This is a genomic window from Xanthomonas arboricola (assembly GCF_002940665.1).
GTDB lineage: Bacteria > Pseudomonadota > Gammaproteobacteria > Xanthomonadales > Xanthomonadaceae > Xanthomonas > Xanthomonas arboricola_B.
Map to the genome: position 1 here is coordinate 743825 of NZ_MIGY01000002.1, position 16597 is coordinate 760421.

The following is a 16597-nucleotide window of genomic DNA, read 5'->3' on the forward strand; positions in this document are numbered from 1 at the left end:
TCATCGCCGCGTGCATTGGACGATTTACGCCGCGCCCCGCACAATTTGTCTTCGACTCCACGGCTGCCCCCTTGATGACCGATTCCCTCACCGCGCCGTTACTGACGCCGTCGTTCACCGCCGACCCACCCGGGTGCGAGCACCTTGCAGGGCTGCAGCGCCGCCTGACCCGGCGTCAAGCCGAGCGGTTCGCCGGTGGTGCCAGCGCAGCCCCGATGAGCCAGGACCTGCAGCGATGAGCGCTTCCGAACCACGCTGGCACCCGGATGTCACCGTGGCGACGGTGGTGGTGCACGACGGGCGCTTTCTGCAGGTGGAAGAGACCATCGGCGGCCGGCTGCTGTTGAATCAGCCTGCCGGGCATCTGGAACCGGACGAAAGCCTGCTCGACGCGGCGGTACGCGAGACCTTGGAAGAGACCGGCTGGGACGTGCGCCTGACCCACTTCATCGGCACCTACCAGTGGGTCGCCCAGAGCGGCCAGTGCTTCCTGCGGTTTGCGTTTGTCGCCGAGGCGGTGACCCACCATCCCGAGCGCAGCCTGGACACCGGCGTGGTGCGCGCGTTGTGGATGACGCCGGAAGAAGTGCGCGGCTCGCCCGAGCGGCTGCGTAGCCCACTGGTGTGGGAAGTGATTGCCGACTACCTGGCCGGCCAGCGCCATCCGTTGTCGTTGGTGCGGCACGTCGCATGAGTACGCCGCATATCGTCGTCGGCGTCTCCGGCGGTGTGGATTCGTCGGTGGCGGCCTGGCGGCTGGCCAAGCAGGGCGAATCGATCGCCGGCCTGTTCATGCAGAACTGGGCCGACGACGGCAGCGGCGACTGCCGCGCCGACGACGACCGCCGCGATGCGGTGGCAGTGTGCGGGGTGCTGGGCATCCCGTTCCACTTCCGCGATTTTTCCGGCGAATACTGGAGCGGCGTGTTCGAGCATTTCCTGGCCGAATACGCGTCCGGGCGCACGCCAAACCCGGATGTGCTGTGCAACCGCGAGGTCAAGTTCAAGCATTTTCTTGAAGCGGCCCAGGCGCTGGGCGCCGAGCGCATCGCCACCGGCCACTATGCACGGGTGGCGCACAGCGGCGGGCGCTGGCGCCTGTTGCGGGGCGCCGACCGCGGCAAGGACCAGAGCTACTTCCTGCATCAGCTGGGGCAGACCCAGCTGGCCGCAACGCTGTTTCCGATCGGGGACCTGGAAAAAAGCACGCTGCGTCGGATCGCCGAGGATGCCGGTCTGCCGACCCACGCCAAGAAGGATTCCACCGGCATCTGCTTCATCGGCGAGCGCGATTTCCGCGAGTTTCTGGGCCGTTACCTCCCCGCACGCACCGGCGATATCCGCGACCCGCAGGGGCAGCGCATCGCAGAGCATCCGGGGGTGTTCTATTTCACCCTGGGTCAGCGCGAAGGCCTGAACATCGGTGGCGTGCGTGGACGTGCCGCCGCGCCGTGGTACGTGGTCGGCAAGGATGTGGCGAGCAACGTGCTGTATGTGGACCAGGACCGCGACAGCCCGCTGCTGCAATCGCGCTGGCTGCAGTCCGAGCAGGCGCATTGGGTCACCGGGGCACCGCCGGCGCGCAGCTTTGGCTGCACCGCACAGACGCGTTACCGGCAGCCCGACGAGCCGTGCACGGTGCAGGTGCAGGACGACGGCAGCGTGCAGGTGCGTTTCGAACGGCCGCAGCGGGCGGTGACGCCTGGGCAGTCGCTGGTGTTGTATGACGGCGAGGAGTGCCTGGGCGGCGCGGTCATAGCCGCCACCGATGCGCCGCTGGAACGCCGATTGGCGGGATCTTCTTCTTCACCCGAGGTAGTGGCTTGATGAGTTCTTCCATGGATCACCGCGTGCTGGCGCTTGCCGGCGTTGCCCAGGCCCTGCAACAGGTGCGGCGGATCGCCGAAACCGGGCACTCGGAGGCTGCGACGGTGCGTACCGCCATGGACAGCGTGTTCCGGGTGGACGCGTCCTCGCCGGAGGCGGTATACGGCTCGCCAGCGGACCTGGCGCCGGGTCTGCGGTTGCTGCACAACTATTTCCACAATCAAGCCCAGGACGAGGTCCTGCCGCGGCTGGCACTGGCGGTGCTACAGCTGGAGCGCCGCTTCGTGCGCGACACTGGCACCGTCGCCACGGTCTCCAACGGCATCGAAGCGGCGGCGCATCAGGCACGCAGCCTCGGCGACAGCGGCCACCCGGACGTATTGAGTTCGCTGGGCGGGCTGTATGCGCAGTCCATCAGCCACCTGCGTCCCAAGGTCATGGTGCAGGGCAATCCGCATTATCTGGGCCAGGCTGGCGTGGTCGCGGAAATCCGCGCGTTGCTGCTGGCTGCCGTCCGCTCGGCCGTGTTGTGGCGGCAGATGGGTGGCAGCCTGTGGGATTTCCTGTTCGCCAAGCGCGCAATGATCGAGGCCGTGGACCGCGCGCTGCGCTAAACCACTGACGAACCCGGTTTGCCATACGCGCTCGCGGTTGCTGGCGCGTGTCAACGTCGGTTGAATGGGCAAGGGGATGTGGCGATCGTCGCTAAAGACAAAGGGGGTACGGCCGATACAGCAACCGTGACTCTGCCGAGAACGCCCATGTATTCACGTCCACTTATCCGTCTGGCCGCCCCTTTGGCTCTGACCTTGCTGTTTCCCTTCGCTGTCGGATTCGACTGGCCCGCTTCGGTGCGCTGGGCGATCCTGGCGACCATGACGCTCAGCTGGCTCGGTTTCGCCGCCTGGGTGACCTACTCCCAGTTCCGGCGTAATCCGGACCAGACCCGCATCCTGCGCGAGCAGGACCAGCTGCTCAACGAACTGCGTACGTTCGTCAGCAACGAAGTCGACGGTTCGCGCTCGGAAGTCGAGCGTGCCCGTGAACTGATCCGCCAGGCCGTGTCCGGTCTTGGTGGCAGCTTCGAAGCGATGAACCGCAAGTCGCGCCAGCAAAGCCAGGCATTGGCCCGCATCGTCGACCGTGCCGGTGACGACGGCAGCGCCGGCGTCGACGTCGCCCGCTTCGCCCAGCACGCCAGCTCCCGCATGGAGCAGTTGGTGGAAGCGCTGGAACAGGTGAGCGGCCAGAGTACCAACACGGTGCACCACATCGATGAGATGGCCCAGCACCTGGATGGCATCTTCGCGCTGCTGGAAGACGTCAAGTCGATTGCCGACCAGACCAACCTGCTGGCCTTGAACGCCGCCATCGAAGCAGCCCGTGCCGGTGAGGCCGGTCGCGGCTTCGCAGTGGTCGCCGACGAGGTGCGCAATCTGTCCGAGCGTTCCACCACCTTCAACGAACAGATCCGCAAGCTGGCGCACAGCTCCAAGGAATCGATCGCCAAGGTCCGTGAAACGGTCTCGCAGCTGGCCTCGCGTCACATGGATCGCTCCCGCGAAGCCCGCCACGAATCGGCGGCGATGCTGGAGAACGTCGCGCAGATCAACGCCTCGCTGGGCGACGGTATGCGGGAGATCTCCGAGTGCGCGCGTTCCATCGACGGTAGCGTGGCCGAAGCGGTGCGTGCCCTGCAGTTCGAGGACATCGCCACGCAGACGCTGAGCGGTATCCACACGCACCTGGATCGCCTTACCGCGATCAACCGTGAAGCCGTAGCGCTGCAGGAACTGTTGCATCGCAATGGCGGCGTGTACGACAGCGATCTGGTCGCCGCACTGCAGAAGGTGTCCACCCGCCTGCGCGACATGCGTGTGGAATGGGAGCGCCCGCCGCACAAGCCGGTGGCGCAGCAAGGCATGGGTGCGGGTACGGTCGAACTGTTTTAAGACCAATGTCACGCACCGTCTGATTTCCGACATTCCCCGGCCTTCCGGGGATTTGTCGTTCCGCAATAACCGTTGCGCACTAACACTGGTGTTCCGCTGATGACGCTCCTTGCCCCGCCCACCGATGCCTCCACCGCCGTGCTGGAATCAGCCGCGCTGGCGGCTGCACACGCCCGGCGCATCGCGCAGAGCGACGCGGCCCGGCCCGCGCTGCGCAGCGTGCGCATGCCGGCCGCGCTGGAACGGCTGGAGCGTGCCGCCCGTGCGGAAGTGCAGGCAATGCAGAACCCCCGCCGCAGCTGCAGCGAAGAAGAACTGCTGTTTGCGACCGTGGCCTGGGATATGGGGCTGGATGGCGCCGCCGTCGACGTGTCTGGACGCTGACGCTTTTGTGCGGCGACGGGGCGCGCCTCGGCAGGCGCCCCGCCGGTTGTGTCCACTGCACGACCGCTGACGTTTGTGCATCAGGCCGTGCCGCCAGGCATGGCCCTGAACACGCAGTACCGTGCGACTGCAGCACCAGGGTGAGGTCTGCCCTGCCCGCCTGCTCGACGACGTCTATGACACCACGCAATGCATCGATCGGCTGATCTGCGGCCTGGCTGCAGGGCCCTTGCCCGCCCACCATCGCGGGCTACGCCGCAAGTACGTCCGTGTAGGCTCACGCGGCATACATGCCGCGTAAGGTCCCGTGACGGTAGGCGGACAAGGACCAGTCGAGATAGTCGGTGTGTGTGGTCGCAAGCAAAGCATGAGGTGCATCGTTCGGATCACCTTGCGTCCGAGCATCTTGCCCACGCACGCCGAGTAACAGGCAGGCTTTCAATAAGCAGGCGATGGACTTCTCAAAGTCTCAAGGCCTTGCAACACGTATGTTTTTATCTGGCCACCGACCAACTCTCTGGTGCGGTGCCATTGCCGGTTGCCGGACCCTTGGCGGCATGGATGCCGCCAAGGAACCTGAAGGGACGGATCCGCGGCGTGTCGCGCAAGTGGCGAGGGCATCGCGCCCTGGACTCACCGAACTTTTGAGCTGCGCATTTCAACAGCCGGCCGCACGACGCCAGGCGCTGCTACAGAGTGCGTCAGCTGGCGATGACCAGGCGCGCACCGAGGCGCATGCCGGCTTCGGCTTCGCGCAGCCACTGCGCCATGTCGCGCGGCGACAGCGGCCGCGAGTAGAAATAACCCTGGATTTCGTCACAGCCCTGCTGGCGCAGCAATGCGTCTTCCTGCACCGTCTCTACCCCTTCGGCAACCACCTGCATGCCGAGCGCGTGGCCCAGATGCACGATGGCCTGGGTCACTTCGGCGGTGTTGGCGTCGTCGAGCATGCCCTGTACGAAGCTGCGGTCGATCTTCAGACGCTGCACCGGGAAGCGGTTGAGGTAATGCAGATTGGAGAAGCCGGTGCCGAAGTCGTCCACCGCCAGCAGCACACCGTTCTGCTCGAACAGCTCGAAGCAACGGCGTAGCGAATCGGAATCGCGGATCAGTGCCGATTCGGTCAATTCCAGTTCCAGACGCGATGGCGACCAGCCGTTGTCGCGGCAGATTTCCAGTACGCGCTCGGCAAAGCCGCGCTCGCGCAGCTGCACTGCAGACACATTGACCGCAATGCGGCTGAAATTGAGCCCGGCGCGGTCCCAGACCACGGCCTGGCGGCAGGCCTCGCCAATCACCCATTCGCCCAGGCGCACAATTTCGCCGCACTCTTCGGCAATCGGAATGAATTCGACCGGACTGCACTGGCCATGGCCGGGGCGATTCCAGCGCATCAGCGCTTCGATCGCAGGCGACGATTCGCCTACCGTATTGACCAGCGGCTGATAGACCAGGGTGAACTCTTCGCGTTCCAGCGCACCTTGCAGCGCGTGCTCCAGTTCCAGGCGGCGCTGCGCACGCATCAGCACGTCCTGGCTGTAGTAATGGAAGGTGTTGCGGCCCGCCTCCTTGGCGGCATACATCGCCGCATCGGCGGCGCGCAACAGGCTGTCGAAATCCGACAGGCCTTCGCCCTGCAGCGCGATACCAATGCTGGCGCCGAGCTTGAGGGTGACGTGGTCCTTGCGCAGCGGCTCGCCAAGCGCGCTGATCAGCTTGCGGGCAACATGGCCGGCGTCTTCGGGCTCGGACAGGTCGCGCAGCAGGACGACGAATTCGTCGTCGCTGAAACGGCCGAACAGGTCGCTGTTGCGCAGCTGCTGATGCAGGCGTGCCGAGGCAAGTTTGAGCAGGTTGTCGCCGGTGGCGTGACCGAACGAATCGTTGATGCTCTTGAAGCCATCCAGATCGATCAGCAGCATCGCCAGCACCTGGCCCCGCTCGTGCGCTTCGCGAATCGCGTTCTCTGCCTGCTCGCGCAGCAGAAAGCGGTTCGGCAAACCGGTCAGGCGATCGTAGTGGGCCAGCAGTTCGATGCGCTCGTTGGCCTCGCGTTCGCGGGTGACGTCGCGGAACAAGGCGACGAAACGCGGCGGCAGGCCTTCGCGGCGGTCCAGCTCGATCAGCACCTGGACCCAGATCCGCTGGCCCGAGTTGCGGTAGAAACACAGCTCCAGCTGTTCGGGCAGGCCGCCATCGGAGATACGCAGCAGCGCCGCCTCGAAGGCATCGCGCGAATCCTGCGTGTACAGCGACAGCGCCTGCTCCAGGGTGATGTTTTCCTTGCGCAGGCCGTGGATGCGGTAACACTCCTCGGTCCACTGCATGCGCCGGGTGTCGACCTCGATCTCGCAGCCGCCGATCTTGCCCAGCGCAGACACGCGGTTGAGCAGCTCGGTGCGCCAGCGGATCAACGCATCGGTCTGGCGCTGCTCGGTGACGTTCTGCAACTGGCCGAGCAGACGCACCATGCTGCCATTGCCGTCGAAAACCGGCTGCGCCCAGATCCGCAAGTGATGCGGATTGATGCCGGCGTGCACGTTGATTTCCAGCTCGAAATGCACCGGCAGGCCGTCGTGCTTGATCTTGCGCCAGGCACTGCGCAGATGCGCAACCGATGGCCGGCCCAGCAGGCGCAGGATGTCGCGAATGCTCTGCAGGCGCAGCTGGGTCATGCCGAGCTGTTGCAGGAAATCCGGTGACACCCACAACGCGTCCTTGAGCGTGTCCCAGCTCCAGCTGCCCATGCTGGCGATGCGCTGGGCCTCTTCGAGCTGGGCCTGCTGCTCGCGCAGCTGCTGCTCGAGCAGTTTGTGGTGATGCACATCGGTATGCGTACCGACCATGCGCAATGGGCGGCCGTCGGCGGTCCGCGACACCACGCGGCCGCGATCCAGGATCCAGCGCCACTGGCCGTCGTGCTGACGCAGACGGAATTCGGCCGTATAGGTATCGGTGCGCCCCTCAAGGTGCGCCTGCACGGCGGCACTGACCAGCGCGTGGTCGTCGGGATGGATCAGTCCGGACAGCGCGGTGAGATTATTCGGCAGCGGCTGCTCGGAGTAACCGAGCATGCGGGTCCAGCGCTCGGAACGATAGACCACATCGGCCGGAATATCCCAGTCCCACAACCCGTGATCGGCGCTATCCAGACCCATTTCCCAGCGGCTGGTGCCGTCGGCGCCCATTGGCTCGGGAATGCTCAGGGTGAAGGCCATGACCTGGCCGTGTTCGTCGCAGACGGCGCGGAGCCAGCCTTCCAGACGCCCGCCACCGATGCCCGGCAGCACGCAAGCGGTCATGCCGCCGCTATTGGCCACCTGGGCGCGACTGCTTTCCAGGACTTCGGCATAGGCACCGAGGGTGGCCGGCAATCCCAGCGATTGCGCAACACGGTTGGCCGCCAGCGGCTGACCATGGGCATCCAACAACACCACCGCCGAGGTCAGCGGGTGTTGCAGCATGCTTGCGATGACGCCTGAGTCCACTCTGGAACACTCCGAAGAATCGACCCCGGCCTTCGGAGTCGCAATGGATAACGGCCGTTTCCGCGATTAGTTGAGGCGCGTGTTTCGGGCTCGACCGAACCGGGCCGAGTTGCGGCTAAGATGGTTGCATCGCCAGCACCAAAGGTCGTCCGCGGACCCATGCCTCATCCTGTCGCCGCGCCCGCATTTTCGTCCGCTCCCGTGTCCCGTCTCCGCCTGGCCGAGCGCCTGCAACAGGGTCTGTGGACCCTGACCGGGCTGTACCTGTTGGTCGGCGTGATCTGGCTGCTGCTGGGCAACCGGCTGCTGCACCTGGCAGGCGCCCCCATGCCGGGGCGCTGGTCGGACGCGAGCTTTCTGCTGGTATCGAGCGTCGTGATCCATCTGGTGCTGCGCCGTTTCGTGGCGCTGATCGTCGAAGAGCACGCGCAACTGGCACAATCGGAGGCAGTACTGCAGGCCAAGTTCCTGGCCCTGCCCAGCGCTGCCCTGATCTACGATCTGGCCACGCTGCGCATCCTGGATGCCAACCCGGCAGCGCTGGAATTCTTCGGCTGGGAGCGCGACGCATTTCTGCAGCAGACGCTGCAGGCGATCTGGCCCAGCGCCGACGGCGCGCGCCTGGAGGAAATCATCACCCAGATTCGCGCCAAGGGCGCCGACACCTGCACCCGGCACGAGGATCTGCTGACCCGCAGCGGCCTGCGCCATGTCGAGATCCGCAGCAACCAGCTGCATCTGGTCAGCGGCCCCGCCCGCCTGGTGGTCATCGTGGACCGCAGCGAGGAACGCCAGGCACAGCATCTGCGCGACGAGGCTCTGCAGCGGCTGGAAGAAGCGCAAGGGATCGCGCGACTGGGTTCCTGGCAGCTGGATCGCGCGACCGGATTGGGGCGCTACTCGCCGGCGGTGTACCGCCTGCTCGGCCGGAGCGTGCCGGTGCATCGGCGCGAACATCGGCTGGAAGAACTGCTGACCGCCTCGGACACCGCCACCCAGACGCGGATCGAACGCATCATCGAGGACATGTGCACCGGTGGCGAGGTGCAGATCGACGTGCTGCTGCCGCTGACCGGCGGCGATTCGCAGCCGCGTACCGTCCATCTGCGCGCCGAAAGCGTAACCAGCCAGAACGGCGCCCGGCATATCCATGGCACGCTGCAGGACGTGAGCGAGCGCGAACAATCGCGCAGGTTGCTGCGCGAGCGCGAGGAGCAGTTTCGCGAGCTGGTCAGGGTGCTGCCGGATGGCGTGCTGATCCTGGCCGACGAGCACGTGATGTATGCCAATGCAGCCGGGTCGGTGCAGTTCGGCTTCCAGGGCGAAACCATCCTGGGCGAACCGCTGCAGACCCTGGTGAGCGAAAGCGATCTGCCGGTGGTGCGCGAGTATCTGCGCGCAGGCAGCGATCGCAACGAGCCGGTGTCCAGCGCACGGGCGATGCGTCGTCGCGACGGCAGCGCCTTTTATGCCGGTCTGTCGGCCGGCGATATCCGCTATGGCGGACGCAGCTGCAAGCTGCTGGTGGTGCGCGACCTGAGCGAACCCGAGCGCATGCGCGATGCGCTGGCCGAAAGCAATGCCGAGTTGCAGGCGATGGCCAAGCGCCTGTTCTCGCTGCAGGAAGACGAACGCCGCGCGATCTCGCGCGATCTGCACGACGACATCGGCCAGGCCATCACGGCGATGAAGCTGTCTGCGCATGCCGCACTGGACGAGCCGGATCCGGACGCGCGCCGCGATGACCTGCTGGAAGTGGTGTCGCTGGCCGACAGCACCGTGACCAAGCTGCGCAACCTATCGATGCTGCTGCGTCCTCCGCAGCTGGATGCCCTGGGTCTGGAAGCGGCCTTGCGCTGGCAGGCCGCGATGCTGTTTCGCGCATCGCCGGTGAGGCTGGAGCTGGATATCCAGGCACTGGACGTGCGTCCGGGCAACGAGATCGAGCAAGCGTGTTTTCGAATTGCACAGGAGAGCCTGACCAATGCCCTGCGCCACGCCTGCGCGGGCGAAGTGCGCATGAGTCTGCACTCGATCGACAGCGAGAGCTTTCGCCTGCAGGTCAGCGATGACGGCGATGGTTTCGAACCGGAGGGCCCGCGCGGACTCGGACTGATCGTGATGCGTGAGCGTGCGCAAACCGTGGGCGGTGCGCTCGCGATAGAATCAGCACCCGGAGCAGGCACGCGCGTGACGTTGCGCCTGCCCTATCACCCGGTCGGCGAGTCCGTCCACGACGATGGTGGACGTTAAGTCATGTGGAGTCCCGTAATCCCGCCCGGACTGGAAATCGTCAAACCCACCCGCCTGGGCGCGGGCAATCCCGAACTGCTGCATCTGGTGGACGCTGCCGCATCCGGCGGCCCGCCGTTGATGGTGTTCCACATCGATATCGATCACTTCGCCTCGATCAACGAGAACATGAGCGGCGAAGTCGGCGATCAGGCGCTGACGCTTGTGGCGCGCCGGCTGCAGGACTTTCTCGGCGCGCGCGGCAAGTTGTGGCGTCACGGCAGCGATGAAATGGTGGTGGTGGCGGTGCGTCGCGAAGACACCCCGCTGCCGGAGGATTTTGCCGAAGAGATCCGTCAGCAGCTGGAACTGCCGCTATCGGTGCTGCCGTACACCTTGTTCATGACCGGCAAGGTCGGCATCAGCCTATGCCCGGAGCACTCGAGCTCGCTGTCGATCCTGCTCGACTACGCCGAAGAAGCCAGCTACCAGGCCGCACGCGAAGGCGGCAATACGGTGCGCCTGTACACGCGCAACTCGACCACCAATGCGCATAGCGAAAGCATCATTGCGCGACAGATCGTCGATGCGATCCCGCATGGCGAACTGCGGCTGCGCTACCAACCGCTGGTGAGCGCGCGCGACGGCCGTATCGTCGGTATGGAAGCGCTGCTGCGCTGGCAATCGCCCACATTGGGCATGCTGGTGCCGGAGCGCTTCATGCGCACCGCCGAGCGCCTGGGCGTGATCGTGCAGATCGGCGAATGGGTGCTGCAGAATGCGGTGCGTCAGGCGCGGCTATGGCGCGACCAGGGCTTTGACGATTTCAGCATTGCGGTCAACGTCTCCACGCTGCAGCTGTTGCGCCCGGGCTTCTTCAACGAAGTGATGGCGATGCTGCAGACCGCCGGCGTGCCGGCGCAGTTCGTCACGCTGGAGATCAACGAAAGCGCGTTGACCAATAACGTCAACTTCGTCCACGAGACGATGGCCAACCTGCGCAACGAAGGCATCAGCCTGAGCCTGGACAACTTCGGCACCGGCGATTCCAGCCTGAGCGCACTGGTGCGCTATCCGGTCGACCGGCTGAAGATCGACCGCAGCTTCATCAAGAGCGCGCCGGCCGGCAGCCGCGAGGCGGCGATTGCGCGCGCGATCATCGCCATGGGCCACCAGCTCGGCATGACGGTGATCGCCAACGGCGTGGAATCGCAGGCGCAACTGGGCTTTTTGCGGCGCAACGACTGCGACATCTTCCAGGGCTATCTGTTCGGCGAACCGATGTCGGCCGAGTCGGCCGGCATGGCGTTACGCCGCCGCTACCTGCGCCCGGAATCGTTCGCCGAAAGCCGCCCCGACCGCACGCTGCTGCTGCTGGACGACGAGGAAAACGTGCTGCGCTCGTTGGTGCGCCTGTTCCGCCGCGACGGCTACCGCATCCTGGCTGCCGGCAACGTGCGCGACGCCTTCGACCTGCTCGCCACCAACGACGTGCAGGTGATCCTGTCGGACCAGCGCATGAGCGACATGAGCGGCACCGAGTTCCTGGGCCGGGTCAAGATGCTCTACCCCGACACCGTGCGCCTGGTGCTGTCCGGCTACACCGACCTTGCCACGGTCACCGAAGCGATCAACCGCGGCGCGATCTACCGCTTCCTGACCAAGCCCTGGAACGACGACGAACTGCGCGAGCACATTCGTCAGGCATTTCGCACGCATGATGAGCTGCGTAATGGCAGGGAATAGGGATTCGGGATTGGGGATTGGTAAGAGCCAACAGCAGTATTTCTAAGCCGCAATCGGAGATCTGTTGAGCAGGGCAGGCGGCAAGGCGCGGCAAAACCGCTCTTGCCAATCCCTAATCCCTAATCCCGACTCCCCAATCCCAGCACGAAGCGCTACCGCGGCTGCCGCACCGGCAGCACGATCCGGAAACTGGCGCCCTGCCCCGGGATGCTTTCGACATCGATGCGGCCATGGTGCTTGTTGATGATGCCGTAGGAGATCGACAGGCCCAGGCCGGTGCCGCTGCCGACCGGCTTGGTGGTGAAGAACGGGTCGAAGATGCGTTGCAGCAGGTCCGGGGCGATGCCGGCGCCGCTGTCCTGGAACTGGATCCAGACGTTGTCGGCCTCGTCGCGGCCGGTGGTGACGGTGATCGTGCCGCGCTCGACAATCGCCTGGCCGGCGTTGAGCAGCATGTTCATGTAGACCTGGTTGAGCTCGGACGGCAGGCATTCCACCAGCGGCAGCTCGGCGTAATTGCGCTCCAGCGTGACCTTGTACTTCAGCTCGTTCCAGATGATGTTGATCGTGGATTCCAGACCGGCATGCAGGTCGACCATCTTCCACGACTCGGAACGGTCCGAGTACGAGAAATCCTTGAGGTCGCGCACGATGCGGGTGACCCGCTCGATGCCTTCGCGCGACTCGGCCATCAACTGCGGCAGGTCGCGGCTGATGAAGTCGATGTCGGCGCGGTTGCGGATCTCGTCGATCTCCGGAATCAGCGCCTTCGGATCCGGCGCCTGCAGCGCGCGCTCGTAGGCTTCGATCAGCGTGAACAGGCTGCGCAGGTATTCCTGCAGGCTGCCGAGATTGGAGTGTACGTAACCGATCGGATTGTTGATTTCGTGCGCCACGCCGGCGGCCAGCTGGCCGATGGAGGCCATCTTCTCCGATTGCAGCAGTTTGTCCTGGGCACCGTTCAAACGCAGATAGGCCTGGCGCAGTTCGGCATGGCGCTGTTGCAGCTCGCGCTCGTAATCCTGCTGGCCTTCGATGTTGTGGAACAGCACCAGGAAATGCCCGACGCCCTGCTCCTCGTTGTAGTACAGATGCGCGATGACCACCCGATCGGCCACCGGCAGGCTGCCGGTCCAGCTGCCTTTGCTGCGCGCCTGGTTCAGCGCATCCGAAGGCAGCACCTGCGAGATGCGCTCGCCAAGATTGCGGTCGTCGGCAGGATCTTCCTTGCACAGGCTCTGGCGTGCGACGGCGTTGGCCAGGATCAGCTGCCCGTCTGCGCGGAACAGCAGCACACCCTCGAGCATCTGGTCGCCGAACGCGCGCAGCATGGTCGAGGACGGTAGTAAGGTTTGATTGAGAAAAAACTTGGCAGTCACGGGACAAGGGCGGCGTAGAGGACGCTTCAATATACGCCGAACCGCCCAGGCCTCGTATTGCGCGGGACCACGTTCCTGTACGCCTGGCAGCTCGGCGCTGCACTGCTTAGCACTTGGTCCAGCCTGCGCGTGCGCTCGGGCACGCTGCGATGCTTCAGGCCACAGCCAGCGAACGACCGCCGCGCAGCACGCTGGATTGACCCTTGGCGTCGTAGGACGGCGCACTCTCGGTGCGGCCCAGATGACGCAGTGCCCAGTTCACTTCGCGACGCCGGCGTGCCAGCAGCGCGCCGTTGGCGCGATTGGCTTCGGCCAGTTCGCGCAGCCGCTCTTCCTCGCCCTGGGGCATTGCCGCTTCCAGCGCGCGCAGCGCCGACAGCTTGTCCTGCGTGTGGCGCATCAGCCCATCGATGTCGTTCTCGAGTAATGCCTGGCGTTCGCCGGCCAGCGCATCGCTGAGACGTTGCAGGGACTCGTTCACGTTCATCCTTTGGGTCGGGGATCAACCCGCCAGTTGCTGATTCAGATCCATCATGCGGCTGGCGATGGCATCCGGGTTGATGGAGTAGCTGCCGTTCTGCAACGCATCCTTCACTGCCTGGACGCGACCGGTGTCGATCGCCGAGGACTGCGACAGCGTGCGCTGCAGGTTCTGCAGGTTGGTCGCCTCACCGGTCAGCTTGACGCTGTCGGTCGGCGGCAATGCGGCGATCGGAGACGCGCGATCTTCACCGGCCGAAGCGATCTTGCTGCTCGTGGCCGCAGTGCGAAGGGTTGCAGCGGTCGGTAGATTGCCTTCGATTTTCTGGCTCATGTCAGGAACTCCTCTACAGGTCGTAGGGGATAACGGCATGCGCCAAAAAAACTTTATAGCGAATTTCTATCTGGATACCACAACGGTCCCGCTCGCTTCGACAACCCCTTGCACCACCCGGCGCGAGGAGGAGTTTTCCACCGAAACCCGCTCGTTCTCGCCGGCATCGGACAGCGCGCGACCGCTCATGCGCACCTCCAGACCGCCATTGCGCGACACCAGCGGCACGGTGTCGCCGCGCCGGACCAGCCGCTGCGTGACCAGATCGTTGGACGACAGCAGCGAGCCGGCCGGCAGGATGCGCCGGGCGGTCTTGCCCACCGCCGCCACCGGGTCGGCCAGCACCGCACCGACGATACGCGCGGCGTCACGCTTCTCGATACTGATATCGGCCAGCGAAATGACTTCTCCAGCGCTGATGCCGCGGCGCAACACCAGCACGTCCTGATTGCGACGTACCTTCAGCGGCACGAACAGGCGCCAGCCGGCCGGCTGGGGGCAGGCCACTTCCACCGTATTGGTGCCGGTCGGCTGCGCCTGCAGCGCGATCGGACAGGCCGGCATGCGCAAGCCGGGATCGAGCGTGGCCTCGGCCTCGGCATCCGGACCCACGGTGGCCAGCGCCGCGGCGCGGATGGAATCGACAGACTGATAGCTCTGGGCCCAGGCCGGAGCGGCAGCCAACAGGATGACAAGCAGGAGCAGGCGCATGGGACCAGATCCGGAGGGAGACGGAACATTCGCTGCAAGAGGCGTGCCTGTTTTCTGCCGGGATTGGGGAGTTGGGATTGGGGATTCGCAAAAGCGGCTTCGCGGGTGATTCATTTAGCCGGTGCCAAGTTCGTTTGAGCCAGCGCGCCTATACGACCAACTGTCTCCGAAGTCTTCTGGGCTGCAGAAGCAGCAACGGCCTGACCAACGCGCTCATTCACGCCTTTGAGCCAATCCCCAATCCCAAATCACCAGATCCCGGCGCTTGAGCCAATCCCGAATCCCGACTCCCCAATCCCGACAGCGCCCCACACCAAACTTAAAACCACTCAAGTTTTCCAAGGGCGCTGTCGATATCTGCCCCATGACCCACGATCTGCTCAACCGCATCGACCAGCGCACGCGCCTGGCTGGCCACAATCGACTGGCCCTGCTGCTGTTCCGGCTGGGCGGCCGCCAGCTTTTTGGCGTCAACGTCTTCAAGGTGCAGGAAGTGCTGCGCCGCCCCGAGCTGTTCCAGGTGCCCGGACTGCCGACCGAGTTCGCCGGCGTGGCCGACGTGCGCGGGCGCTCGGTGCCGGTGCTGGATCTGGGCCTGGCGATCGGCCACCCGGAACGCGATGCGCACTCGGAAAACGGCCCCGGCTATCTGGTGGTGGCCGAATTCAACCGCTCGGTCCAGGGCTTTCTGGTCAGCGGCGTGGAGCGCATCGTCAATATTGCGGTGGAAGATATCCATCCGCCGCCGGAACTGGGCGCCGAAGCCACTTATTTGACGGCGGTGACGCGCTTCCAGGGCGAATTGATCCAGGTCATCGACGTGGAAAGCGTGCTCGCCGACATCGCCAAGGTCAGCAAGGATGTACAGCTGGATCCATCGCTGCAGCTGGTCGCCTACGACCGGCAGTTTCAGGTGCTGGTGGTGGACGACTCGCGCGTGGCGCGTCAGCAGATCCGCAGCGTGCTCGACCAGCTCGGCGTCTCGGCGACCTTGTTGTCCGACGGCCGCCAGGCGCTGGACCACCTCTTGCAGGTGGCTGCATCAGGCGAGAATCCGGCCGACCGCTATGCGATGGTCATCTCCGACATCGAAATGCCGGCCATGGACGGCTACACGCTGACGACGGAAATCCGGCGCACGCCGGGCCTGCAAGGCCTGTACGTGCTGTTGCACACCTCCCTGTCGGGCGTGTTCAACAACGCCATGGTCGAACAGGTCGGCGCCAATGCCTTCGTGGCCAAGTACAGCGCCCACGAGCTGGCCGATTACGTGCTGGCGCGCCTGAAAGTGGTCGCCGAAGCGGCCTGAGCAGGCCAGGCGGCTGCCGGGTCGGAGCCGATGGCAGCGACAAGGCGCCGCGCCGGGCTTCCAAGAGCCAAGTAACATCGAAGTTGGTTCGGTGTGCGTCAACCCGCTTTTAAAGTGACATCCGCTGACGCCGGGCGTCGCCGGACCGCGCCTCGGTTAATGCCGAACCTTCCGGCCTGGCGCGCCTGAGTGAAGCAACGCCGCGACGGATACGAAGTCCATCGCGTTCCCGGGACGGCCAAGCTGCCGTTCGTCGGCAGCGCCGATCATTCGCCGCGTTCCGTAACCCGCACCACCTCGATTGGCACAAACATTGCTTTCTCCCTGGTAACACTTCGCGGGAGAGCACCGTGTCCAACTCCATCTCGTCCTTTCTAGGCATCCACGGCGATGCTCTGCCGCTGCGCGAGCAGCGCATGAAGCTCATCGCCAGCAACCTGAGCAACGTGGACACCCCTGGCTACAAGGCAAAGGATCTGAATTTCGAGGCGGCGCTCAAATCGGCCGAAGGCGTGCGCGACGGCACCCTGCTGCAGACCACCGACTCCAAGCATTACGAGATCGGCAGCAGCGGCGGACTCAACCCGTTCCAGATCACCCGCGAGTCCGACCAGCCCAGCCTGGACGGCAATACCGTCGATCCCGATGCCGAACGTGCTGCCTACGGCCGCGCCGCGCTGGAATACCGCGCCTCGCTGAGCTTCCTCGAATCCAAGGTGCGCTCGATGCTCACCGCGATCACCGGCCAATAAATC

15 protein-coding genes are annotated in these 16597 nt (G+C 65.1%); 10 read left to right on the forward strand and 5 right to left on the reverse strand.

Annotated features, from left to right (window positions below; translation table 11 throughout):
• Nucleotides 1-74: 74 nt before the first annotated feature.
• From XarjCFBP7645_RS21700 to XarjCFBP7645_RS10355, 6 genes are all read left to right on the forward strand, one after another.
• Nucleotides 75-239, forward strand: a complete 165-nt coding sequence (locus tag XarjCFBP7645_RS21700) for a hypothetical protein (RefSeq protein ID WP_181126281.1) — start codon at nt 75-77, stop codon at nt 237-239.
• Entirely contained in the window at nt 236-694 is a 459-nt protein-coding gene (locus XarjCFBP7645_RS10335) for an NUDIX hydrolase (RefSeq protein WP_104537417.1), read from the forward strand. The genes XarjCFBP7645_RS21700 and XarjCFBP7645_RS10335 overlap by 4 nt, the downstream gene beginning before the upstream one ends.
• Nucleotides 691-1827, forward strand: a complete 1137-nt coding sequence (mnmA, locus tag XarjCFBP7645_RS10340; RefSeq protein ID WP_104537418.1) for a tRNA 2-thiouridine(34) synthase MnmA — start codon at nt 691-693, stop codon at nt 1825-1827. Before XarjCFBP7645_RS10335 ends, mnmA begins: the two co-directional genes overlap by 4 nt.
• Entirely contained in the window at nt 1827-2441 is a 615-nt protein-coding gene (hflD, locus tag XarjCFBP7645_RS10345; protein ID WP_104537419.1) for a high frequency lysogenization protein HflD, read from the forward strand. Before mnmA ends, hflD begins: the two co-directional genes overlap by 1 nt.
• 60 nt (nt 2442-2501) lie before the next feature.
• Nucleotides 2502-3779, forward strand: a complete 1278-nt coding sequence (locus tag XarjCFBP7645_RS10350) for a methyl-accepting chemotaxis protein (RefSeq protein ID WP_181126282.1) — start codon at nt 2502-2504, stop codon at nt 3777-3779.
• A gap of 99 nt (nt 3780-3878) precedes the next feature.
• Complete coding sequence (locus XarjCFBP7645_RS10355; protein WP_104537420.1) at nt 3879-4163, forward strand: hypothetical protein; 285 nt, start codon at nt 3879-3881, stop codon at nt 4161-4163.
• A gap of 701 nt (nt 4164-4864) precedes the next feature.
• Here XarjCFBP7645_RS10355 and XarjCFBP7645_RS10370 read toward each other — a convergent pair.
• Nucleotides 4865-7651, reverse strand: a complete 2787-nt coding sequence (locus XarjCFBP7645_RS10370; protein ID WP_181126283.1) for a bifunctional diguanylate cyclase/phosphodiesterase — start codon at nt 7649-7651, stop codon at nt 4865-4867.
• A gap of 120 nt (nt 7652-7771) precedes the next feature.
• Between XarjCFBP7645_RS10370 and XarjCFBP7645_RS10375 the strand changes: the two genes are divergently transcribed.
• Nucleotides 7772-9904, forward strand: coding sequence for a PAS domain S-box protein (locus XarjCFBP7645_RS10375; protein WP_166776370.1), 2133 nt, complete (start codon nt 7772-7774; stop codon nt 9902-9904).
• Nucleotides 9905-9907: 3 nt separating this feature from the next.
• Entirely contained in the window at nt 9908-11629 is a 1722-nt protein-coding gene (locus tag XarjCFBP7645_RS10380) for an EAL domain-containing protein (RefSeq protein WP_104537422.1), read from the forward strand.
• Nucleotides 11630-11781: 152 nt separating this feature from the next.
• On the opposite strand, the gene XarjCFBP7645_RS10385 is transcribed toward XarjCFBP7645_RS10380, so the two are convergent.
• From XarjCFBP7645_RS10385 to flgA, 4 genes are all read right to left on the reverse strand, one after another.
• Nucleotides 11782-13008, reverse strand: coding sequence for an ATP-binding protein (locus XarjCFBP7645_RS10385; protein ID WP_104537423.1), 1227 nt, complete (start codon nt 13006-13008; stop codon nt 11782-11784).
• Between the two features lie 154 nt (nt 13009-13162).
• Nucleotides 13163-13495 carry a flagellar protein FlgN gene (locus XarjCFBP7645_RS10390; protein WP_104537424.1) on the reverse strand — a complete coding sequence of 111 codons (333 nt, stop codon included), beginning with the start codon at nt 13493-13495 and terminating at the stop codon, nt 13163-13165.
• A 15-nt stretch (nt 13496-13510) separates the two neighbouring features.
• Entirely contained in the window at nt 13511-13822 is a 312-nt protein-coding gene (flgM, locus tag XarjCFBP7645_RS10395) for a flagellar biosynthesis anti-sigma factor FlgM (protein WP_016901729.1), read from the reverse strand.
• Between the two features lie 66 nt (nt 13823-13888).
• Nucleotides 13889-14533 (reverse strand): flagellar basal body P-ring formation chaperone FlgA, encoded by a 645-nt coding sequence (gene flgA, locus XarjCFBP7645_RS10400; RefSeq protein ID WP_104537425.1) that lies wholly within the window; start codon nt 14531-14533, stop codon nt 13889-13891.
• A gap of 364 nt (nt 14534-14897) precedes the next feature.
• Between flgA and XarjCFBP7645_RS10405 the strand changes: the two genes are divergently transcribed.
• Both XarjCFBP7645_RS10405 and flgB read left to right on the forward strand, forming a co-directional pair.
• A complete protein-coding gene (locus XarjCFBP7645_RS10405; RefSeq protein ID WP_016901727.1) occupies nt 14898-15842 on the forward strand; it encodes a chemotaxis protein CheV in 945 nt (314 codons plus the stop codon).
• Nucleotides 15843-16192: 350 nt separating this feature from the next.
• Nucleotides 16193-16594 (forward strand): flagellar basal body rod protein FlgB, encoded by a 402-nt coding sequence (gene flgB, locus XarjCFBP7645_RS10410; RefSeq protein ID WP_104537426.1) that lies wholly within the window; start codon nt 16193-16195, stop codon nt 16592-16594.
• Nucleotides 16595-16597 lie beyond the last annotated feature (3 nt).